This window comes from Streptomyces omiyaensis, from assembly GCF_014650895.1.
Classification (GTDB): Bacteria; Actinomycetota; Actinomycetes; order Streptomycetales; family Streptomycetaceae; genus Streptomyces; species Streptomyces omiyaensis.
This window is the reverse complement of record NZ_BMVV01000014.1, coordinates 123,937-145,047: the sequence shown is the minus strand read 5'-3', so window position 1 is coordinate 145,047 and position 21,111 is coordinate 123,937. Positions and strand designations below refer to the sequence as shown.

Here is a 21,111-nt window from a genome sequence, read left to right as displayed (position 1 = left end):
ATGACTGACGACCGGACCCTGCGGATCGCCCTGGCCGGCGGCGGCGCCTTCGGCGCCAAGCACGCGGCCGCGCTGCGGCGGATCGAGGGCGTCGAGGTCGCCGCCGTCGTGAGCAGCAGCCTCGACCGCGCGCGGAAGTTCGCCGCCGAGCAGGGCATCGGCCACGCCGCCGCCTCCCTGGACGAGGTGCTCGCGAGGGACGACGTCGACGCCGTCGTCCTCGCCACCCCCACCCAGCTGCACGCCGCGCAGACCCTGGCCTGCCTGGAGGCGGGCAAGCACGTGCAGGTCGAGATCCCGCTCGCCGACTCGCTCGCCGGCGCCGAGGCGTGCGTGGCCGCGCAGGAGCGCACCGGGCTCGTCGCGATGGCGGGCCACACCCGCCGCTTCAACCCCAGCCACCAGTGGGTGAAGCGGCGCGTCGACGCCGGCGAGTTCCACATCCAGCAGATGGACGTGCAGACCTACTTCTTCCGCCGGGAGAACCTCAACGCGCTCGGCGAGGCGCGTTCCTGGACCGACCACCTGCTGTGGCACCACGCCGCGCACACCGTCGACCTCTTCGCCCACCAGACCGGGTCGCCGATCGTGCAGGCCCACGCGATGCAGGGGCCGGTCCACCCAGAGCTGGGCATCGCGATGGACATGTCGGTCCAGCTGCGCGCGGCGAACGGCGCCCTCTGCACCCTGTCGCTGTCGTTCAACAACGACGGACCGCTGGGCACGTTCTTCCGCTACATCGGCGACACCGGCACGTACGTCGCCCGGTACGACGACCTGTTCACCGGCAGGGAGGAGCCGATCGACGTCAGCGGCGTCGACGTGTCGACGGACGGCATCGAGCTCCAGGACCGGGAGTTCGTCGCCGCGATCCGCGAGGGCCGCGAGCCCCGCTCCTCCGTCGCCCAGGTGCTGGCGTGCTACCGGACGCTGGCGGCGCTGGAGGAGCAGCTCGGAGCGGTCACGGCCCCGTGACCGGGCCGTCGTCCGGCGGGATCGGCACGGAGCGCCGCGGACGGGCGGGCCGAGACGCGGGTCCGGCGGCGGGGGGCCCGCCGCGACCGCCGGCCCCGACGCCCCGACGCCCCGACGCCCCGGCGGCCCGGGGCCGAGCGGAGCGGGTGGCGACGGGAGCGGCGGTCGGGCAGGATCACCGGCATGATCTCGATGGTGCAGAACGTGGCGGTGGACTGTGCGGACGCCTATGGGCTGGCGCGGTTCTGGAGCGAGGTGACCGGCGCTCCGCTGGATCCGGACGACGCGCCCGGCGCCCGCGAGACGCAGGTCCTGCTGCCCGGGGGCCCGGTCCTCTACTTCAACGAGGTGCCGGAGCCGAAGACGGTCAAGAACCGGATCCACCTGTGCCTGCGCCCGTCGTCCACCCGTGACGCGGAGGTCGAGCGCCTCCTGGCCCTCGGCGCCACCCTCACCGGCGACCACCGGAACGCCGACGGCACCGGCTGGGCCGTCCTGTCCGACCCCGAGGGCAACGAGTTCTGCGTCCTGCGCAGCGACTCGGACCGCGCCGGCCACCCGGCCCGGGGGTAGCTCCCGGGCCCGTCGCCGCCCGTCCGACGGGCGCCCCGGTCCACTCCCGGCGGCCGGGGCATGGACGGGGCGAGCCGGGGCAGTCGCCGGATGACCAGGAGAGGGGACCGGCATGGCACTCGCATCGGATCCCGGCCGGGGCGGGTCCCCGGTGAGCGCCCACAACGAGTGGGACCCCCTGGAGGAGGTCGTCGTCGGGCGCCTGGAAGGAGCGCGGTTCCCCTCCCGCCATCCGGCCGTCACCTGCAACGTGCCGCGGGGCGTGGGGCGGTTGCTCGGGCTGGCCGCGGGGCGGCGCTACCCGAGGGCGATGCTGGGACCCGCGCAGGAGGAGCTGGACGGGTTCGTGGAGCTGCTGCGGTCGCTGGGCGTCGTCGTGCGCCGCCCCGACCCGGTGGACCAGCGGCGCAGGTTCGGGGCACCCGGCTGGTCCTCGCGCGGGTTCTGCACGGCCTGCCCCCGCGACAGCATGCTCGTCGTCGGCGAGGAGATCATCGAGGCGCCGATGGCCTGGCCGTGCCGCTACTTCGAGACGCACGCCTACCGGTCCCTCCTCCAGGAGTACCACCGCCGGGGCGCCCGCTGGACCGCGGCGCCGAAGCCGCGGCTGACGGACGCGCTCTTCGACCCCGGCTACCGGACGCCCGGTCCGGGCGAGGCGATGCGCTACCTGCTGACGGAGGCCGAACCGGTCTTCGACGCGGCGGACTTCGTACGCGCCGGGCGCGATCTGTTCGTCACCCGCAGCAACGTCACCAACCTGTCCGGCATCGCGTGGCTGCGCCGCCACCTCGGTCCCGGCTACCGGATCCACGAGATCGAGAGCCGCTGCCGGACCCCCATGCACATCGACACGACCTTCCTGCCGCTGGCGCCCGGCAAGGTCCTCGTCAACCCCGAGTACGTGGACGTGGACCGGCTTCCGGAGGTGCTGGACTCCTGGGAGGTGCTGGTCGCCCCCGAGCCCGACCCGATCCGGAACCCGCTGCTCGGCATCACGTCGATGTGCGGGCGCTGGCTCAGCATGAACGTGCTGATGCTCGACGAGAAGCGCGTCGTCGCGGAACGGCACCACACCGGCATGCTCCGCGCCCTGGAGGGCTGGGGGTTCGAGCCCGTGCCGTGCGGGCTGATGCACTACGCGCCCTTCGGGGGATCCTTCCACTGCGCCACCCTCGACGTCCGGCGCCGGGGCACGCTCCGGTCCTACACCTTCTGATCCCCGGGGAAGGACCGGTCTCCTCGTCCGGACGAGGAGACCGGCGGCCGGGTCCTAGATGCGCGAGTTGCGCAGCGACTGCCAGGTCGCGCCGGCCAGGGCCCGCGTCGCCCGCGGGACCGACAGGTGCTCGTGCTCCCGGTACAGGGCCCAGTTGTACTGCACGAGGGACAGCTTGTTGGAGGACAGGGAGCCCGCCTGGTGGGCCCGGTACACCGCGAGCGGCTCCGTCAGTCCGCGCGCGTCGGCGCCGTCCCGCATGATCGACAGCCACAGGGCGTAGTCCTGGCGCTTGCGCATCTCCGGCATCAGCCTCGTGCCCAGGACCTTGCGGTCGTACATGGCGGTGAGGGCGCCGATGTGGTCACGGACCAGCATCGCGCGGTAGTCCACGTGCTCCCGCGCCTCGACCACCCGCCCGTTCGGGACCCAGTCCGTGCTCTCGCCGGCGTGGTCGGCGTCCATCTTGAAGTACGAGGTGAACGTCAGGGGCGCGGTCCCCGCGGCGGCGAAGGCGAGCTGCTTCTCGGTCTTCTCCGGGAGCCACATGTCGTCGCTGTCGAGGAAGGCGACGTAGTCGCCGCGGGCCCGCTCGATCGCGAGGTTGCGGGCCCGGCCGGCGCCGCCCTGCTCGGGCGCCGACTCCACCAGGACGCGCTCGTCCTGCGCGGCGAACGCGCGGAGCAGGTCCATGGAGTCGTCGGAGGACCGGTCGTCGGTGATCAGCAGCTCCAGGTCGCTGTGGGTCTGCGTCAGTACCGACCGGACGGCTGCGCCGAGGGTGGCCGCCGAATTGAACACGGGCATCACGACAGACACCAGGGGCACAGCAGATCTCCTTGCCAGACCGGGAACGAGGCTCCATTCAAGCACCGTGACCGGGGAGGAACCCAATGCGGACGGTCCCGGCGGTCACGGCCCCGGGGCTTCCGCCTGCCGGGCGGTGGGGCGGAGCGGCTCCGGGGGCGTCGGCGCAGGTGGGTGCGGACGGCCGTCCCCGGGGGCGCAGGCGCGCGGCCTGATGTGCCGCAGCGGGACCCAGCCCTCCGTCCCGGCGCGGACGGCCGGTCGGGAGCCGGTGCCGGTGCCGGCGGTCACGTGGTACCAGTCGCCGGACCGGCGCAGGACCGTGACGGCGTCGCCGGGGCGGAGCCGTCCCAGGGCGGGGCGGGCACCGCTCGGAGCGGTACGGAGGTGAACCGTTTCGCCGGCTTCGTGGCCACAGGGGGCGGAGCCTTCGGGGGCCGCGGGGGCGACGGCCGCCAGGACCACGGCCGTCAGGACCACCCCGAGCATCGACGTCATGCGCATGCCCGGGAAACCGCCCGCGCCCCGCCGGGTCACGGGCCCGGCGGCACGACCACCCCGACGGGGGACGGGGCCCGGTCCCGGGCGGCCGGTCTCAGGCGGCCGGTCCGGGCGAGCCCGGGGCGGGGAAGGAGTCCGGGAAGAGCTCCTCGGTGGCGCGGTGGCGGTAGTCGCGGCCGGCGTAGGCGTTCTTCATGCGGTCGAAGAGCCCCTGGGCGCGGGTGCGCCAGGCCGTCTCGTCGACGCCCGGGACGCGGCCGGCCGCGAGGACCGTGCGGCCGTCGATCACCACGGTGTCGACGTCCGCGCCGGAGGCGTTCATCAGGAGCGTGCGGATCGGGTCGTCCACCGGGCCCGTGCGCGGGCCGTCCAGGCGCACCACCACCAGGTCGGCGAGGGCGCCCGGGGCGAGGCGGCCGAGGTCGTCGCGGCCCAGGGCCCTGGCGCCGCCGAGGGTGGCCGCGCGGTAGTAGTCGGCGGCGCTGCCGGCCTCCGGGCGGCCGGTGGTCAGCTTGGACAGGTTGGTGCCGTAGTCCATGTTGCGGATCATGTCCGGCGGGAAGGAGTCCGTGCCCATCGCGATGTTCACCCCGGCCGCGCGGTAGCGGTCGAAGTCCTCCAGCGCGGCGCCGTAGCGGACCATCGTGTGCGGGCAGTGCACGATCCCCGCGATCCGGGCCAGCGCGTCCAGCTCCCCCGCGTAGGGCGCCTCGACCTGGCTGTGGCCACCGATGTAGACCGCGTGCGGCACGAGGAGCCGCCGGCCCAGGAGGCCGGTCTCCTCCAGCAGGCCGAGCGGGGTGGTGCCGTGGCGGCCCGCCAGTTCCTCCCGTTCGCCCGTGCCCTGGAGGCAGTGGAGCCGTACCGGGCAGTCCAGCTCCTCCGCCGCCCGCGCCGTCGCCCGCATCAGCTCCGGCGTCAGCGTCTCGATGCGGCAGGGCAGGAGCGCGCCCCGGATCAGGCCGTCGTGGGCGCCGTCGACGTCGCGGACGAAGCGCACCGCCTCCGCCAGGCCCTCGTCCCCCCGTTCGGGGCGCCAGTGGATCGCCCGCTCCCCGTCGGGGGTGACCACCGGGACGCCCGCGCGGTAGCTCGGACCCAGGTACATGCGCAGACCGATGCGGGCCGCGCTGTCGGCGACGCTCACCAGGTCGTCGTACGTCTCCGCCCATTCCCCGTGGGTCTCGGCGGCGATGGGCATCGCCGTGGTGATGCCGTTGCGGACGAGCTGGGTGAGGGCGTACGCGCGGAGGAAGGCGCGGTCCTCCGCGTCGAACACCGGCACCGGACCCCGGAGCGCGTACTCCTCCGACCACTGCAGGCCCCGGCCGTCCGCGTGCCAGGTGTCGAGGAGCGCGTGGTCGATGTCCGCCAGCGCGTCCAGGTCCACGAAGCCCGGGCCGACCAGCGCCAGGCCCGCGTCGAGGACCTCGTCGCACGCGGCGGGGTCGTGACCGTGCCCCACGTGGACGATCCGGTTCCCCTCGTACACCACCTGGGCGTCGCGGAGCAGGACGTGGTCGTCGGTCCCGGGGTCGTAGCCGATCACGTGGCTCGCGGTCACGAGGGTCTTCATGCGGGCGCTCCGAAGGCGGTCGAGGGGGGTGAGGGGGGTGAGGGGAAACGGCGGGAGACAGGGGAGACGGGGGCAGGGAGGCCGCGAGGGGTGGGCGGGGGCGGTCGCCGTCCGGTTCCGTGGCGGGCGGTCACCGCAGGAGGCGCAGGACCTCTCCGGCCGCCGCCGGGATCGGGCCGACGACGGGGACCGGGAAGCGGTGGCGGAGGGCTTCGGCGGCCTCGCCGAGGGGGCCGCCGCCGATGACGACCGCCTCGGCGCGGTCCCGGCGCACGCAGAGGTCGACGGCCTCGGCCAGCCGGTCCATCATCGCGGCCGGGTCGGCCGCGAGCCGCCGGGGCTCGCCGGTGGTGAGGCGGACGCCGGTGTACTGACGGGACCAGCCCAGGCGCGCCGCGCGGGCGTCGATCGCGGCGGCCAGGCCCGGGGTGGTGGTGGCGATGCCGAAGCGGCGTCCGCCCACGCCGGCCGCGCGCAGGGCGGCCTCGGCGATGCCGACGACGGGGACGGAGGTGCGGGCGCGGAGCTCCTCGACCCCGGGGTCGCCGAACGCGCCGACGACGACGGCGGCCACGCGAGCTCCGTCGGCTCCTCCGAGGAGGCGGTCCGCCGCGTCGAGGACGTGCGGGACGGAGGCGCGCAGGAGCTCCTCGTCGACGAGCATCGGCGGGCCGGCGGCGACGGTGACGCCGCGGACCTCGTGGCCGTCCCGGGGGCACAGGGTGCGGCGGGCGATGGCCGCCATCATCCGTGTGGTGGCCTCGTCGGTGTTGGGGTTGATCAGGGCCACGAGGGCCATCCGCCGGTCTCCTTGTCGGTCGTTTCGGCGCCGCCGGTGGCGACGGGCCGGCGGGCGGGCTCCGGGCGGGCGGAAGCGGCCGATCGGGTCTGCGGGGCCAGGGCGCCCGACCGACGGTATACCAGACCGAGGAGGCCGGGGTCGTCCGATCGGCCGACCCGGCGGTCCGCCGGACGGGGCCGCGGAACCGGCCGCCGGGCCGACCGCGCGGGGCCGGGGACGCGTCCAGGATGGAGGCCGGGACGGAACGGCGTGACAGCCTCCCGGGGCGTCCGGACCACCCGGGGCGTCCGGGGCGGGATCTCCCACCCCTTTCCCCTTTCCCGCCCCCACCCTTCTCGCCTTCCCGCCCACCCCTCCCCGGGCCCGTAGAGAGGACCCCCCATGCCCCCTGCCGACCTGGCCCTCCGGGCCGCCGTGCGGCACGACGACGCCGGCGCCGTGCGCGCGGCCCTCGCCGGCGGCGCCGGCCTCGAACGCCGTGACGAGCACGACCGCACCCCGCTGCTGCTCGCCGCGGCGGCGGACCGGGTGGCGGCCGCCGGGGCGCTGGTCGCGGCCGGCGCCGACCCGAACGCGCGGGACGACCGCGAGGACACGCCGTGGCTGATCACCGGCGTGACCGGCAGCGTCCCGATGATGCGGGTGCTGCTGACCGCCGATCCGGCGCCCGACGTGACGCTCACCAACCGCTTCGGGGGCACGAGCCTCATCCCCGCCGCCGAACGCGGCCACGTCGACTACGTGCGGGCCGTGCTCCGCGCCACCGACATCGACGTCGACCACGTCAACCGGCTCGGCTGGACCGCCCTGCTGGAGGCGGTGATCCTCGGGGACGGCACCGCCGCCTACCAGGAGATCGTGGAGCTGCTGATCAGCGCGGGCGCCGCTCCCCACCTCCCGGACCACGACGGGGTCACGCCGCTGCGGCACGCCGAGCGCCGTGGCTTCCGGGAGATCTCCGGGCTGCTCGGCGCCGTCCGCTGACGCGGGCCGGGGTCAGCCCTCGCGGTCCAGGACCCCGGTGACCACGGCGTGCAGGTGGCGGCGGAAGCGGTCGAGGGTGGGGAGGTCGCGGGGGCCGAGGCGGCGGCCCGACGCGTCGATGACACCGGCCTGGCCGAAGGAGTGGGCGGTCCACACGATGGTGAAGACCAGCAGCTCCACGTCGGCTCCGGCTCCGAGGCCCGCGCGGTCGAGGACCGCGCGCACGGCGGCGGCCACCTCGGCGACCAGGGGTCCGGCGAACTCGGTCTCGATCTCGGCGAGTTCGGCGCCCTCGTCGAGCCAGCGGCGCATCCACAGGGCCGGGACCTCGGGGTGGTCGAGGCAGAAGGCCAGATAGGCGTCGACGAAGGCGAGCAGTCCGGCGCGGGTCTCGGCCGGGGTGGCGCCGCAGGCGGACAGCTGGTGGAGGGCGGCGGTGACGGCCTCCCGCTGCGCCAGGTGGGCGCGGCGCATCACGGCCCGGTACAGCTCGGGCTTGGCGCCGACGTGGTAGGCGACCGTGGCGATGTTGAGCCCGACCGCCTCGCCGATCGCACGGGTGCCGGTGGCGTCGTAACCGCGCTCGGCGAAGAGCCGGGTGGCGGCCGCCAGGATGCGTTCGCGGCTGTGGCCGTCGTCGGGCTGGCTGCTCATGCGCCCGAGGCTACCCGACGTCACCGACCCCTTTCAATCAGCTGCCGGAGCACGAAAAGCCTGGTCAGAGACGATTGCACAGCTCTCCATCATTCGATTGAATGAGCGCCCTCGACGAAGGGAGGGCGGGCATGGGCCCGACGAGGGTGGCGGTGGTCGGTGCCGGTGCGGCGGGGCTCGCCGCGGCCAAGGCACTGCTCGACGAGGGCCTGGACGTCACCGTCCTGGAGCGGGGCTCGCGCCCCGGCGGCCTGTGGGCCGGGGACGACGCCGGCGGGGACTCGCCGGCCTACGACAGCCTGCACCTGAACACCAGCAAGGGGCGGACCGAGTTCGCCGACTTCCCGATGCCCGCGCGGTGGCCCGACTACCCGTCGGCGGCGCGGGTCGCCCGCTACCTCGCCTCCTACGCCGACGCCTTCGGGGTCACCGGGCGCCTCCGCCTCGGCACCGAGGTCACCGCCGTCCGGCGAGCCGGGGCGGTCTGGGAGGTCACGGCCGGCGGGGCCACGGAGCCGTACGACGCGGTCGTGGTGGCCAACGGGCACAACCGGGACCCGAAGTGGCCCTCCCCCGCCTACCCCGGATCCTTCGACGGGACGCAGCTGCACGCCCACGCCTACCGCTCCCCCGAGGTCTTCGCGGGGCGGCGGGTGCTCGTCGTCGGGATGGGCAACTCGGCCATGGACCTGGCCGTGGACGCCTCGTACGTCTCCGCCGGGCCGGTGCTGCTGTCCGCCCGGCGCGGCACCCACGTCGTCCCCAAGTACCTCTTCGGCCGGCCCGCCGACGCGACCGGCGGGGCCCTGGCCGTGCTCCCCTGGCGGATCCGGCAGACGGTCGCGCAGGCCGCGCTGCGGCTCGCGGTCGGCACGCCGGAGCGGTACGGGCTGCCGCGCCCGTCCGGCGGCCTCTTCCAGGACCACCCGACGATCAGCGACACGATCCTGCACCGGCTCACCCACGGGGAGGTCGTCGCCCGTCCCGGCGTCGAGCGGCTCGACGGCCGCCGGGTGGTCTTCTCCGACGGCACCGCCGACGACGTCGACGTGATCGTGTGGGCCACCGGATACCGGGTCACCGTCCCCTTCCTCGGCCCCGAATGGCTCGGCGACGACCCGGAGGCGCTCCCGCTCTACCAGCGGGTCTTCCACCTCGACGAGCCGACGCTCGCCTTCGTCGGCCTCATGCAGTCCACCGGCGCCGCGCTGCCCGTGGTGGAGGCGCAGGGGAAGCTGGCCGCCGCGTACCTCGCCGGGCGGTACGCGCTGCCGTCGCCGGAGGACCAGCGGGCCTCCGTCGCGCGCGCCCACGCCGCCGCCGTCCGCCGGTGGGGGCGGAGCCGGCCCATGATGCGGGTCGACTTCGACCGGTACGTGGCCGCGCTCCCCCGCGAGGTCCGGGCGGGCGTCCGCCGGGCGGCCCGCGGGGCCGCCGTCCTCACCCCGCCCCCGGACCCCCGCCCGAACCCGCACCCGGACCCGAAGGCGCAGGCCCCCGCATGACGCTCCCCTTCCTCGACCGGCGCCACGACCCCCGCGGCCGGCGCGTCCTCGTCACCGGCGCCTCCGGCACCATCGGCCGGGCGCTCGGCGAACGGCTGGCGCGGGCCGGCGCGCACGTCGTCGGGCTCGACCTGCGGCCGGCCGGCGACGAGCCGTTCCCCGTGCTCGCCTGCGACGTCACCGACGACGCGGCCGTGGCCGCCGCCGTCGCCGAGGCGCTGACGCTGCTCGGCGGGCTCGACGTCCTGGTGAACAACGCGGGGATCGGCGGGCCCGCGCCCGCCGAGTACGCCCCGGGGGACGAGGTCCGCCGGCAGCTGGAGATCAATCTGCTCGGCACCTGGCGGGTGACGGCCGCGTGCGTCGACGCGCTGGTCGCGGCGCGGGGGCGGGTGGTGATGGTGGCCTCCCGGATGGCGGTGATGCAGCTCCCGCTCGCCGCCGCGTACGGGGCGTCGAAGCGGGCGATGGTCGCCTACGCGGACGCCCTGCGGCTCGAACTGGGCACCCACGTGGGCGTCAGCTGCGTCTATCCGTCCGCCGTGCGCAGCCCCATCCACGACTCGACCCGGGCCGCGGGGCTCTCCCTGGAGGGGATGAGCGTGTACGAGCCGCTGGACGGCGTCGTCGGCGCGATCGAGCGGACCGCGCTGGCCGTCCGGCCGCGGCGGGACGTGACGACGACCCGCAAGGGCGCGGTGGAGTTCTTCCTGGCCCGTCATCTGCCGGCGCTCACCGACCGGATCGTGGCGCGGACGCTCTCCGCGCGGGCGGCGGCCGGTGCCTTCGAGGGGGCCGCCCTGGCGGCGGGGGTCGTCGAGCGGAACGGGGGCCGGGCGTGAGCGCCCCGGTGCCCGCCGCCGGGGCCGCCGGAACCGCCGGGCCCCCGCCCCGGGCGGGGCGGGGCGCGCTCGCGCTGTACGCCTCCGGTTCGGTCGGCATGGGCGTGTGGGTGACGGTGCCCGGGCTGCTGCTGCTCTACTTCCTGACCGACGTCCTGGGCGTGCCCGCGTTCCTGGCGGGTCTGACGCTGCTGCTGCCCAAGGTGGTCGACGTCGTCGTCCACCCGCTGCTGGGTTCGCGGTCCGACCGGGAGGCGCGCCGGTTCGGGCACCGGCGCCGGATGATGCGCGCCGGGGTGCTGCTCGGGGTGGCGATGGTGGCGCTGTTCAGCGTCCCGCCGGCGCTGACCGGCGTGCCGGCGGCGCTGTGGGTGGGGTGCTGGTTCACGGTGGGCAATCTGCTCTTCGCCGGGTTCCAGGTGCCGTATCTGACGACCCCTTCGGATCTGCGGGTCGGCTACCACGAGCGGACGCGGGTCTTCATGTTCCGCATGGTGCTGCTGACGCTGGGGCTGCTGGGCGCGGGGGTCGCCGCGCCGGCCATGGTCGCGGCCGGCGGCCGGGGCGACTACGCGCTGATGGCGGTGGTGCTCGCGGCGGTGATGGGCGTCTCGGCGGCGGTCGCGCTGATCGGGGTGCGGCGGCTCACCGGGGCGTGCGGCTTCCGGGTGCCGGACGGGCGGGCGGGGCACGCGGCCCTGGCCGACCTGCGGGTGGCGTGGCGGGACCGGGACTACCGGGCGCTGGTCGTCTCGTACCTGTTCACGGGGACGACGACGCACCTGTTCCTGGCGGCGCTGCCGTACGTGACCGCGTACCTCTTCGAGGACACCCGGCTGACCGCGCTGTTCATGGGGCTGTTCCTCGCCCCGGCGCTCTTCGCGAGTCCGCTGTGGACGGCGTGGTCGCGGCGGTTCGGGAAGCAGCGGGGACTGCTGCTGTCGCAGGGGGTGTTCGCGGCCGGGTCGCTGGCGCTGCTGCCGGGGACCTCGCTCGGCGGGGCGGCGGGGGTCGCCGTGGCCGGCACCGTGGTGATGGTGATGGGCGTGGCCTTCGCGGGGCTCCAGCTCTTCGCGTTCTCGATGGTGCCGGACGCCGTCGCGGCGGCGGAGGCGGCCGGTTCCTCGAAGGCGGGGGCGTACACCGGGGTGTGGACCGCGACGGAGGCGACCGGCACGGCGATCGGCCCCTACCTGTACTCGGCGGTGCTGGCCCTCGGCGGGTTCGCGGCGGGTACCGCCGCCGAGCCGGCGGCCCAGTCCGGTACGGCGCTGGGCGCGCTGCTCGTCGGCTTCACCGTGGTCCCGGCGGCGCTGATGGCGGTGGCGCTGTGGTTCCAGCGGCGCTGCGCGCTGGACCGGGCGGTCTGAGCGGGGTCAGGCGTCGCCCGGGGCGGCGGGCGCCCGGTCGGCGGCGGGCGGCTGCGGTGCGCCGGCGGGCGCGCTCCGCCGGGCGACGAGGGTGAGGCCGGCCGCGAGGAGGGCGAGGACCGCGCAGAGGAGCCAGACCGTGACGTACGCGGACTCGGTCGGGGTGGCGTCGGCCGGCGGGGCCGAGGCGGTGAGGATCGCGGCCGTGACCCCGCCGGCCACCGCGCCGCCGAGCGTCTTCACGTTGTTGTAGAGGGCGGTGGTGACGCCCGTGCGGGAGGGGTCGCTGGCCTCCGCGATGACGGTGGGCATGGCGCCGAGGGCGAGGCCCAGGCCGAGGCCCGCGAGGACCTTGGCGGCGACGAGCTGCCAGATCGCCGTGTGCAGGACGGCGGTGGTGAGGAAGCTCGCGGCGACGAGGGCGAAGGAGACGGCGAGCGCGGGGACGTAGCCGGTCCGGCCGGCGATGCGGGCGGTGAGCGAGGAGGTGACGACGGCGGTCGCCGCGGCCGGGAGCGCCACGAGGGAGAGCGAGAGGGCGGAGAGCCCGAAGCCGTATCCGGTGGTGGCGGGGTCGGCGGCGAGGAAGGTCGCGTCGGGTGCCTGGCCGCCGAAGTAGACGACGCCGAAGACGAAGGCGCAGAGGAAGAACGGGGCCACCCGGCGGTCGGCGAGCGCCCGGACGTCCACCAGGGGTTCGGCGGTGCGCAGTTCGACCCGGGCCCAGACGGTGCCGAGGAGGACGGCGAGGCCCAGCTGGATCAGGGCGGGGAGGCCGGGGCCGTCGTCCTGGGCCGCGGCGAGGCCGGAGAGGAGCAGCAGCACGGCGGCACCGAGCAGGACGGCTCCCGGGACGTCGAGCCGGCCTCGGGCGAGCCGCCGGGACTCGGGGATGGCGAGGAAGGAGACGGGGACGCAGGCGAGGGCCAGGGCCGCCGGGACGAGCAGGGTGAGGCGCACGTCGTCGGTGAGGGCGTGGACGGCTCCGGTGAGGACGCCGCCGAGGAGGGTGCCGAGCGCGAGCGCGCCGACGAGGCGGGCGATGGCGGAGCGGGCCGGGCCGAGCGGCAGCCGGTCGCGCACGAGGGCGATCTCCAGCGGCAGCAGGGCGGCGAGCGGTCCCGTGAGGACGCGGCCGAGGAGCAGGACCTCCAGGTTCGGCGCGAGGGCGACGAGGAGGGTGCCGACGGCGACGGTGGCGAGGGACCAGCGCAGGACCCTGCGGTGGCCGTGGAGGTCGCCGAGGCGGCCGAGGACGGGGACGCTGACGGCGGCGGCGAGCAGCTGGGCGGAGATCACCCAGGTCAGGTCGGCGTCGCGGATGCCGAGCTCCCGGCCGATCTCGGGCAGCAGCGGCGCGATGCCGCCCTGGAGGAAGCCGCTGGTCAGCTCGAAGAGGACGAGCAGTCCGACGACGGCCCGGACGGATCCGGTGCCGGTGGTGTCCGGCCGGCCGGGGGCGGGGCGGTCGGTCGTGGTCATGCGGGCTCCTCGGCGGCTTCCTGGAGGCGGCGGGCGGCGAGTTCGGCGAGCAGGACGGCGGCGTCGAGGACGGCGTGGTCGTCGAAGACGGCCTGGGGCGAGTGGTTCATGGGGGCGGTGGCCGGGTCGCGGTCGGGCGGGCAGGCGCCGATGCCGAGGTAGGCGCCGGGGACCTCGCGCAGGACGAGCGAGAAGTCCTCGGAGCCGGTGAGCGGGCGGGGGGCCTCGAAGGCGTGGGCGTCGCCGAGGAGTCCCCGGGCGGTGCGGAGCGCGAACGCCGCCTCGGCCGGGTCGTTCTCGGTGACCGGGTAGTTCTCCCGGTAGTCGAGGTCGGCCTCGACGCCGTGGGCCGCGGCGACGCCCCGGACGACGCGCTCGAAGCCGGCGCGGACGGCGGCCTGGGTGGCAGGAGAGAAGGACCGGACGGTCGCCTCCAGGACGGCCGTCTCCGGGATGACGTTCCCGGCGGATCCGGCGTGCAGGGATCCGACGGTGAGGACGGCCGGGTCGAAGACGTCGACGGTGCGGGTGACCATCGTCTGGAGGGCGGTGACGATCTCGCAGACGGCGGGCACGGGGTCCTTGGCGGAGTGCGGCGAGGAGCCGTGGCCGCCGGAGCCGCGGACGGTGAGGGTGACGGAGTCGGAGGCGGCCAGCATGGGGCCCGGGCGGACGGCGGCGTAGCCGGTGGGCAGCAGGGTGGAGGTGACGTGGAGGGCGTAGGCGGCGATCACCCGGTCGCCCGCGGCGTCGAGGACGCCCTCCTCGATCATCAGGCCGGCGCCGCCCATGCCCTCCTCGCCGGGCTGGAACATCAGGACGACGTCGCCGGCGAGTTCCTCGCGGCGGCCGGCGAGGAGCCGGGCCGCGCCGACGAGTCCGGCGGTGTGGAGGTCGTGGCCGCAGGCGTGCATGCGGCCCGGGTGCCCGGAGGCGTACGGGACGCCGGTGTCCTCCTGGACGGGGAGGGCGTCCATGTCGCCGCGGAGCAGGACGGCGGGGCCGGGGCGGCCGCCGCGCAGGACGGCCGTGACGGAGGTGAGCCGTTCGCCGAGGGTGATCTCCAGGGGCAGTCCGGCGAGCGCGTCGAGGACCTTGCTGCGGGTGCGGGGCAGCTCCAGGCCGAGCTCGGGCTCGCGGTGGAGGTCGTGCCGCAGGGCGATGAGGGCGTCGGCGTGAGCCAGGACGTCGCTGTGCGTGAACATGTCGGGTATGGTGCCGATCCGCCCGATGAACGGAGTGCTCCTGCAGGGTTCCACCGCTCGGGGCTGATCGTTTGCGCGAATGCGCCGTTTCGGGAAGGGGTGGTGGGCTTGCTCGACGAGCTGGACTATCTGCTGGTGACCGCCCTCCAGGTGGCGCCGCGCGCCGACTGGCAGACCGTCGGCGAGGCCCTGGGGCTCGACGCGTCGACGGTGGCGCGGCGCTGGGCGCGGCTGACACGGGCCGGGAACGCCTGGATCAGCGTCCACCCGGCGGTGCGGGCCCAGGCCCCGGCCGTGGTGGCCTTCATCGAGGTGGACTGCGCGGCCGGCCGGCTGCACGAGGTCGCGGCCGAGGTCGCCGAGGATCCGCACGTCTTCAACCTGGAGCACGTCAGCGGCGGCCGGGACCTGCTGGTGACCGCGGTCTTCGCCGACCAGGCCGAGCTGGCCCGGTACGTGGGCTTCCGGCTGGGCGCGCTGGACGGGGTGGCCGCCTCCCGCACCCAGGTGGCGACCACCCTCCACACCGAGGGGAGCCGCTGGCGGCTGGACCGGCTGACCGAGGAGCAGCGGCGGCGGCTCGCGGGCGCGGAGCGTCCGGCTCCGGCCCGGCCGGCGGGCGGACGGCTCCTGGAGGAGCGGGACCTGGAGCTCGTGCGGGTGCTGAGCGAGGATCCGCGCCGGTCCGCGGCGCGCCTGGCGGAGCGGACCGGGCTCAGCCCGACGACGGTCCGGCGGCGGCTCGACCGGCTGGAGGCGGAGCACGCGCTGGTGTACCGCTGCGAGGTGGCGCGGGCGCTGTCGGGGTGGCCGGTGTCGGTGTCGCTGTGGGCCACGGTCCCGCAGAGCCGGGCGCCGCGGCTGGCGGAGCGGATCAGCGCGCTGCGGGAGATCCGGCTGTGCGCCTCGCTGTCGGGGCCGTACAACCTGCTGCTGGCGGCGTGGCTGCGGTCGGTGGACGACATCGCGCCCTTCGAGTCCCGGCTGGCCGAGCGGTTTCCCGAACTGGCCGTGACGGACCGGGCGCTGACGCTCTGGCCGATGAAGCTGGGCGGGCACCTGCTCGATCCGCGGGGGCGGCACCTGCGGGCGGTGCCGCTCGGGCGGTGGAGCGACGCGCGGTCGGAGGCGGCCGAGGCGGCGCTGCTCGACCGCCTGCGCGCGCCGCGTCCGGCGCCGCGTCCGGCGGCGGGGACGGCGGCGGGGCCGGCGACGGGGTCGGCGGGCGGCGGCTGACGCGGCGGGGCCGTGCGCCGCGACTCGTCCGGCACCTCCACCCCTCCGTCCCTCCGCCCCGCCCCTTCGCCCCTTCCTCCGCCCCGCCGTCCGCTCCTCCGTCCGGGCGGAGGTTCCCGGACAGTTCCCGGTTCGTGAGGTGCGGGGGTCTGTCGCCCGGTTTCTACCGAGCGGTGACGTGCGGGCCCGTCCACAGCCTCGGGGGAACACGCATGGGTGCAGTCACGGCTTTCGATCCGGTGGCCGAGCACGCGCGGACGCGCGTCGCGCTGGAGGCCGCGATCGGGCGGCTGGTGGAGACGGTGGGCGCGGTCGGCGACCTGGATGCGCCGTCCGGGGTCCCCGTCTGGTCCGTCGGGGACGTCGGCGCCCATCTCGCCGCCGTGTACCTCGCCTTCGGGGCGGCCGTCCCCGGCGGCGGAGTCGCCGCAGGGGACGAGCCCGTCGACTGGGACGCCGTCCTGGACGGGCGGGAGGCGGCCTTCGGGGAGCGGATCGCCGCCGTGAACGCGCTCTCCGTCGGGCTCGTCGCGGGCGCGGAGCGGGCGCGCCTCGGCACGGTCCCGGCCGAGCGGGGCGCGGCCTTCCTGCGGGGTTCGGCGGGGCCGGCGCCCGCCACGCCCGTCCCCGCGCCCTGGTACGGGCCGGGGCGCACCGTCCCGCTGGCGGCGGCGACGGGCCTGATGCTCGGCGAGACCCTGGTGCACGGCCTCGACATCGCGCGGGGCGCGCCCGTCAGGCCCCGGTGAACGGCCAGGAGTCGATGTCGCGGTAGCGGACCGGGGCCGGGCCGCGGGCGTGGCCGCTGCCGACGAGGTGGAGCCGCGCGGCCGGCCAGCTCCGCCCCTCGAAGCCGTCGAGGACGGCGGCCCCGGCCGGGACGCCGTCGAGGTCGCCGCGGCGGGCGCGGGCCAGGGTGAGGTGCGGGCGCAGCGGGCGCCCCTCGTAGGGGATGCCCGCTTCCTTCACCAGGCCGCGCACCTCGTCGGCGAGGCGGTGGAGGCCGGGCACGTCACCGGCGATGCCGCTCCACAGGACCCGCTCGTCGAAGTGGCCGCCGCCCCGGAGGGCGAGTCCGAGGGGGCGGCGGGCGGCGGCGAGCTCCGCGAGGGGGGCGTGGAGGCGGTCCGCCAGGCCGACGGGCAGCTCGCCGAGGAAGGCGAGGGTGACGTGCCAGTCCTCGATGCGGTTCCAGCGCATGCCGGGGTGGGCCGCGTAGGCCGGGGCCAGGGCCCGGGCGAGCTCGTCCTTGGCGTCGTCGGGCGGGGCCAGGGCGACGAAGACGCGGATGGTGGCGGGCCGGATCGTGTCGTTCACAGGAGTCTTCGTACCGTGCCGGGCGCGGGGGCGTGCGGCCGGGGCCCGGTCCGGGGGCGGCGCCCCCCCCCGGACCGGGCGGGGCGTCGGCCCGCGCGGTTCACCAGTCGCCGTCGGCGATCGGCGCGCCGCCGGGCGGCGGCGGGGGCGGGCCGAGCGGCTTGATCTGGTGCGGGGCCGGCGGGGCCCACGGGTCGAGGTCGTCGCCGAGCCACTCGCCGACGGGCTTGACGTCGGCCAGCGTCCCGGAGGGGGCGAGGTCGGTGCCGTCGGCGTCGAAGTAGTCGTACCAGGGCAGGCCGGCGCGCGTGTAGGCGGCGCGGTCGGCGGGGGACGGCGGCGGCTCCTCGCCGGTGATGCGGCGCCACTCGGGCGGGGTGACCAGATGGACGAAGACGCGGGCCTGGGCGGTGTCGGACCAGTCGCGGGCGGGCCGGTCGTCCTCGTACACCTCCTGGCGCATGGTGCCGCCGGCGCCGATGCCCATCGCGGCGGCGGCCGGCGGCGGTCCCCCGGGGGCGGCCATCGGCATCGGCGGCGGGGCGCCGTAGCCGCCGAACGACGGCGCGGGCGGCGGGCCGGCGGCGAGGATCCCGGCCCGCTCCTCGGCCTGGCGCCGCCGCTCCTCGGCGAGCCGGCGCTGCTCCTCGCGCCAGGCGGCGCGCGGCTCCGGGGCGAGCGGGAAGGCCTGGAGCTGGAGGCCGCCGACGGTCTCCTCGCCGGTGACCTGGCCCTCGACGGTGGCGCCCATGCCGAGCGGGACGGCGACGAACTGGCGCACCGTGCCCCGGCCGGAGTTGATGCCGTCGAGCCACGGCTGGCGGGGCAGCACCACGTAGTTCTGCGGTCTCCGGGAGAGCCGGCCGGTCCACTTCCGGCCGGAGACCGCGCAGACCTTCCCCACGCCGACCTGGAGCGCGGTGGGCTCCGGGCTGCCGGCGAAGCTGAGCCACATCGCCTCGCGGAGGTAGACCGGCATCATCACCCCGCCCTTGGCGCGCCACTGCTCGGGGACGGTGTCGGGGTGGTCCTCGACCCGGCGGAGCGGGAAGGTGCCGAGCCCCGGGGGCAGCCGGTGGGTGCCGGTCTCCGGCAGCCGGAGCGTGCGGATGAAGCGGACCCGCACGCCGTCCCCCAGCAGCAGGGTGTCCCCCTCGATCCTCGCCTCGTTGGCGGTCACCACGTCTCCCCTCGTCTCGGCGTCACGTCATCTGCTCCCCCGTAACACGATCGGCCGGAGCGGCCGGTTCCCGCCGGGCGGGGGCGGGGTGCGACGGTGCGGCGCGGCTTGTCGAAGCCGTCCGGCGGCAGTATCTTGCATTGCATGGTTCCTGGTAACGCAATGAACGAGGCCGGGGGCAGGGTCTCCAGCCAGCTCCGCAAGGGAGTGCTGGAGTACTGCGTCCTCGCGCTGCTCAGGGACGAGCCGAAGTACGGCGTCGAGCTCCTCACCGAGCTGTCCGCGGTCAGCGTGATGACCACCAGCCAGGGCACGATCTACCCCCTGCTGTCGCGGCTGCGGCGGGAGGGGTTCGTCGACACCGAGCTGCGCGAGTCCCCCAGCGGGCCGCCGCGCCGCTACTACGCCCTGACGGCCCTCGGCACGGCGGCCCTCGCCGAGTTCGCCGGGGCGTGGCCGCTCTTCCGCGACGCCGTCGACCACTTCCTCACCGACCCACAGGGGGACACCGCATGAACGCCATCGACCACCCGCTCGTCGCGGCCTACCTCGACTCCGTGGCCCGCGAGACCGCCGAACTCCCGGCCGACCGCCGGGCCGAGCTGCTCGCGGACCTCCGCGAGCACGTCGAGGTGAGCGAGGCCGCCGACGACGACGCGATCCGCGCGGTCCTCGACGGACTGGGCGAGCCCCGCACGGTGGCCGCCTCCGCGCTCGCCGAGGAGGGACCGCGCACCGGCGCCACCACCACCGCCGCGGTCCTCGCACCGGTGGGGCCGCTCTCCGGCCGCCGGGCCGCCCGGCTGATCGCGGCCCTGCCGGCCCTCGGCGGCCTGCTGATCCTGGGCTCCCCCTTCGCGGGCGCCCTGGTCCTGGCGATCGGGCTGGCGCTGCTGTGGAAGACCCCGCTGTGGGACGCCCGGCACAAGCGGATCGGCACGGCCACCTCCGTGGCCGTGCCGCTGCTCCTGCTCCTCGGCGGGCTGCTGCTCGCCGGCGGCCGGATCGGCCCCCTGGAGCTGCTGCTGCTCGGCGTGTTCCTGGTCGGCGTGCCGGCCGCCGGCGCCCTGGTCCTGCTGCGGGCGCTCCGCGACTGACGCGCGGCCGGGGGAGGCTACTCCTCGCGGCGGAAGTCGGCCTCGGCGCGTTCCGCGTCGAGGTCGGACTGCGCGTGGGCGTAGAGGTCGTGGACGAACGCCCTGGCGTCGTCCGGCGAGATGCCGACGCCGAGGCGGAGCAGTCGTCCGGTCCAGGAGGCGAGCGGGTCGCCCTGCGCTTCGGCCATGACGTCTCCTTGGGTCCTGCGCGGTCCCGGGCCCGGGCCGCGGGAAGGGGACGGCGGGCCGGCGCCGCCCGGCGGCCGGGACCGCCCTCCTCCCATCGTCCGCCGCCCCGGTGCCGGCCGCAATCGCCGGTCAGGCCCGGCCGCGCACCCGGTGGGCGGTGTCGCGCAGCCAGCGGGCGCTGCGCTTGGGCGTGCGCCTCTGGGTCGCGTAGTCGACGCGGACCAGGCCGAAGCGCTGGGCGTAGCCGTAGGCCCACTCGAAGTTGTCGAGCAGCGACCAGGCGAGGTAGCCGCGGACGTCGGCGCCGGCCTCGCGGGCGCGGGCGACGGCCGCGAGGTGCGCGGAGAGGTAGGCGGTGCGCTCCCGGTCGTCGACGTACCCGTCGGCGTCCGGGACGTCGTCGTAGGCGGCGCCGCTCTCGGTGATCACCATGGGGGTGCCGGGGTAGTCGCGGGCGATGCGCAGCAGGAGCTCGGTCAGGTCGTGGGGCATGACCTCCCAGCCGAGCCCGGTGACGGGCAGCCCGCCGTGCGGGAGGCCGCGGGTGACCGGCAGGCCCCGGGCGTCGACGTCCGCGCCGTTCTCGTCCGTACCCGAACTGCGCATCGAGCGGTAGTAGTTGACGCCCAGGGTGTCGATCGGGGTGGAGATGGCGGCCAGGTCACCCTCGCGGACGGGGATCTCGATGCCCTGCGCGGCGAGGTCGGCGATCAGGTCGTCCGGGTAGCGGCCGCGCAGGATCGGGTCGAGGTAGAAGCGGAAGCCGAAGGCGTCGGCGCGGCGGGCGGCCTCGCGGTCGGCGGGGGCGTCGGTGGCGGGGGCGCTGGTGCCGAGGAGGTGGGTGACGGCGAGGTCGAGGGGGCGGCGGGCGTCGGCGCGCAGCCGGCGGGCGGCGAGGCCGTGGGCGAGGTGCAGGTGGTGCACGGCGGCGACGCCGTCGGCGAGCGAGCGTCCGCCGGGCGCGTGCACGCCCTCGACGTGGCCGAGGACCGCCGAGCAGAAGGGCTCGTTGAGGGTGGTCCAGTGGGCGACGCGGTCGCCGAGCCGGTCGTGGACGAGGGCGGCGTAGTCGGCGAAGCGGTGGGCGGTGTCCCGGGCGGTCCAGCCGCCGGCGTCCTGGAGCTCCTGCGGCAGGTCCCAGTGGTAGAGGGTGAGCCAGGGGGTGATCCCGCGGCCGAGGAGTTCGTCGACCAGCCGGTCGTAGAAGGCGAGCCCGGCCGGGTTGGCGGGGCCTCGGCCGCCGGGCTGGACCCGCGGCCAGGCGACGGAGAAGCGGTACGTGTCGAGGCCGAGGTCCGCCATGAGGGCGACGTCCTGGGGCATCCGGTGGTAGTGGTCGCAGGCCGTGTCCCCGGTGTCGCCGTTGTCGACGGCGCCGGGCACGCGGCTGAAGGTGTCCCAGATGGAGGCGGTGCGGCCGTCCTCGGCCGCGGCCCCCTCGATCTGGTAGGCGGAGGTGGCGGCGCCGATGCGGAAGCCGGCCGGGAGGCGGGCGATCAGGGCGTCGTCGTCGGGGAAGCGGTCGTCGGCAGGCACGTGGGGACTCCGGGCGGGAGGCCGCGCGGGGGCGGCCCGGACGCCGCGACGGGCGTCCGGG

At 76.3% G+C, this 21,111-nt stretch carries 22 protein-coding genes; 11 read left to right on the top strand and 11 right to left on the bottom strand.

Translation table 11 applies throughout. The features are described from left to right. The 3 genes from IE287_RS23130 to IE287_RS23120 all read left to right on the top strand — a co-directional run bounded on the left by IE287_RS23130 (nt 1) and on the right by IE287_RS23120 (nt 2,767). On the top strand, nt 1-975 hold the full coding sequence (locus tag IE287_RS23130; protein WP_189851063.1) for a Gfo/Idh/MocA family oxidoreductase: 975 nt from the start codon (nt 1-3) through the stop codon (nt 973-975). A 183-nt stretch (nt 976-1,158) separates the two neighbouring features. Next, nucleotides 1,159-1,548, top strand: coding sequence for a VOC family protein (locus tag IE287_RS23125; RefSeq protein ID WP_189851062.1), 390 nt, complete (start codon nt 1,159-1,161; stop codon nt 1,546-1,548). Between the two features lie 112 nt (nt 1,549-1,660). Further along, a complete protein-coding gene (locus IE287_RS23120; protein ID WP_189851061.1) occupies nt 1,661-2,767 on the top strand; it encodes an amidinotransferase in 1,107 nt (368 codons plus the stop codon). A gap of 54 nt (nt 2,768-2,821) precedes the next feature. Here the strand turns inward: IE287_RS23120 and IE287_RS23115 are convergent, their stop codons facing one another. The 4 genes from IE287_RS23115 to IE287_RS23100 all read right to left on the bottom strand — a co-directional run bounded on the left by IE287_RS23115 (nt 2,822) and on the right by IE287_RS23100 (nt 6,450). Next, nucleotides 2,822-3,595: a glycosyltransferase family 2 protein gene (locus IE287_RS23115; RefSeq protein WP_189851060.1), complete on the bottom strand. Its 774-nt coding sequence runs from the start codon at nt 3,593-3,595 to the stop codon at nt 2,822-2,824. 84 nt (nt 3,596-3,679) lie between these two features. Further along, nucleotides 3,680-4,078: an SH3 domain-containing protein gene (locus tag IE287_RS23110; RefSeq protein WP_189851059.1), complete on the bottom strand. Its 399-nt coding sequence runs from the start codon at nt 4,076-4,078 to the stop codon at nt 3,680-3,682. Between the two features lie 91 nt (nt 4,079-4,169). Further along, nucleotides 4,170-5,651 carry a chlorohydrolase family protein gene (locus IE287_RS23105; protein WP_189851058.1) on the bottom strand — a complete coding sequence of 494 codons (1,482 nt, stop codon included), beginning with the start codon at nt 5,649-5,651 and terminating at the stop codon, nt 4,170-4,172. 130 nt (nt 5,652-5,781) lie between these two features. Next, nucleotides 5,782-6,450: an aspartate/glutamate racemase family protein gene (locus IE287_RS23100; protein ID WP_189851057.1), complete on the bottom strand. Its 669-nt coding sequence runs from the start codon at nt 6,448-6,450 to the stop codon at nt 5,782-5,784. Between the two features lie 384 nt (nt 6,451-6,834). Between IE287_RS23100 and IE287_RS23095 the strand changes: the two genes are divergently transcribed. Beyond that, a complete protein-coding gene (locus tag IE287_RS23095; protein WP_189851056.1) occupies nt 6,835-7,437 on the top strand; it encodes an ankyrin repeat domain-containing protein in 603 nt (200 codons plus the stop codon). A gap of 12 nt (nt 7,438-7,449) precedes the next feature. Here the strand turns inward: IE287_RS23095 and IE287_RS23090 are convergent, their stop codons facing one another. Continuing rightward, nucleotides 7,450-8,091: a TetR/AcrR family transcriptional regulator gene (locus IE287_RS23090; RefSeq protein WP_189851055.1), complete on the bottom strand. Its 642-nt coding sequence runs from the start codon at nt 8,089-8,091 to the stop codon at nt 7,450-7,452. 101 nt (nt 8,092-8,192) lie between these two features. Here IE287_RS23090 and IE287_RS23085 point away from each other — a divergent pair, with 101 nt between their 5' ends. Genes IE287_RS23085 through IE287_RS23075 form a run of 3 tightly spaced genes read left to right on the top strand, consistent with a single transcriptional unit; the run spans nt 8,193 to nt 11,808 of the window. Beyond that, nucleotides 8,193-9,596 carry a flavin-containing monooxygenase gene (locus IE287_RS23085; protein ID WP_229883663.1) on the top strand — a complete coding sequence of 468 codons (1,404 nt, stop codon included), beginning with the start codon at nt 8,193-8,195 and terminating at the stop codon, nt 9,594-9,596. Then, nucleotides 9,593-10,438 (top strand): SDR family NAD(P)-dependent oxidoreductase, encoded by an 846-nt coding sequence (locus IE287_RS23080; protein WP_189851054.1) that lies wholly within the window; start codon nt 9,593-9,595, stop codon nt 10,436-10,438. Before IE287_RS23085 ends, IE287_RS23080 begins: the two co-directional genes overlap by 4 nt. Then, nucleotides 10,435-11,808, top strand: coding sequence for an MFS transporter (locus IE287_RS23075; RefSeq protein WP_229883662.1), 1,374 nt, complete (start codon nt 10,435-10,437; stop codon nt 11,806-11,808). Before IE287_RS23080 ends, IE287_RS23075 begins: the two co-directional genes overlap by 4 nt. Before the next feature lie 6 nt (nt 11,809-11,814). Here the strand turns inward: IE287_RS23075 and IE287_RS23070 are convergent, their stop codons facing one another. Next, entirely contained in the window at nt 11,815-13,290 is a 1,476-nt protein-coding gene (locus IE287_RS23070; RefSeq protein WP_189851053.1) for an MFS transporter, read from the bottom strand. After that, entirely contained in the window at nt 13,287-14,495 is a 1,209-nt protein-coding gene (locus tag IE287_RS23065) for a M20 metallopeptidase family protein (RefSeq protein ID WP_189851052.1), read from the bottom strand. Before IE287_RS23065 ends, IE287_RS23070 begins: the two co-directional genes overlap by 4 nt. Nucleotides 14,496-14,603: 108 nt before the next feature. Here IE287_RS23065 and IE287_RS23060 point away from each other — a divergent pair, with 108 nt between their 5' ends. After that, nucleotides 14,604-15,731 (top strand): Lrp/AsnC family transcriptional regulator, encoded by a 1,128-nt coding sequence (locus IE287_RS23060; RefSeq protein ID WP_189851051.1) that lies wholly within the window; start codon nt 14,604-14,606, stop codon nt 15,729-15,731. A gap of 212 nt (nt 15,732-15,943) precedes the next feature. Continuing rightward, a complete protein-coding gene (locus tag IE287_RS23055) occupies nt 15,944-16,480 on the top strand; it encodes a maleylpyruvate isomerase N-terminal domain-containing protein (RefSeq protein WP_189851050.1) in 537 nt (178 codons plus the stop codon). Here IE287_RS23055 and thpR read toward each other — a convergent pair. Together thpR and IE287_RS23045 are read right to left on the bottom strand one after the other, a co-directional pair. After that, complete coding sequence (gene thpR / locus IE287_RS23050) at nt 16,467-17,048, bottom strand: RNA 2',3'-cyclic phosphodiesterase (protein ID WP_189851049.1); 582 nt, start codon at nt 17,046-17,048, stop codon at nt 16,467-16,469. The two genes, IE287_RS23055 and thpR, sit on opposite strands and share 14 nt — an antisense overlap. A gap of 100 nt (nt 17,049-17,148) precedes the next feature. Then, complete coding sequence (locus tag IE287_RS23045; RefSeq protein WP_189851048.1) at nt 17,149-18,228, bottom strand: hypothetical protein; 1,080 nt, start codon at nt 18,226-18,228, stop codon at nt 17,149-17,151. Between the two features lie 144 nt (nt 18,229-18,372). On the opposite strand from IE287_RS23045, the gene IE287_RS23040 reads away from it, so the two are divergent. Both IE287_RS23040 and IE287_RS23035 read left to right on the top strand, forming a co-directional pair. Beyond that, on the top strand, nt 18,373-18,744 hold the full coding sequence (locus IE287_RS23040; protein ID WP_189851047.1) for a PadR family transcriptional regulator: 372 nt from the start codon (nt 18,373-18,375) through the stop codon (nt 18,742-18,744). Then, nucleotides 18,741-19,325: an HAAS signaling domain-containing protein gene (locus IE287_RS23035; protein WP_189851046.1), complete on the top strand. Its 585-nt coding sequence runs from the start codon at nt 18,741-18,743 to the stop codon at nt 19,323-19,325. Before IE287_RS23040 ends, IE287_RS23035 begins: the two co-directional genes overlap by 4 nt. A gap of 17 nt (nt 19,326-19,342) precedes the next feature. On the opposite strand, the gene IE287_RS23030 is transcribed toward IE287_RS23035, so the two are convergent. Then, on the bottom strand, nt 19,343-19,513 hold the full coding sequence (locus IE287_RS23030) for a hypothetical protein (RefSeq protein WP_189851045.1): 171 nt from the start codon (nt 19,511-19,513) through the stop codon (nt 19,343-19,345). Nucleotides 19,514-19,643: 130 nt separating this feature from the next. Next, a complete protein-coding gene (locus IE287_RS23025) occupies nt 19,644-21,050 on the bottom strand; it encodes a GH1 family beta-glucosidase (protein ID WP_229883661.1) in 1,407 nt (468 codons plus the stop codon). Nucleotides 21,051-21,111: the final 61 nt, after the last annotated feature.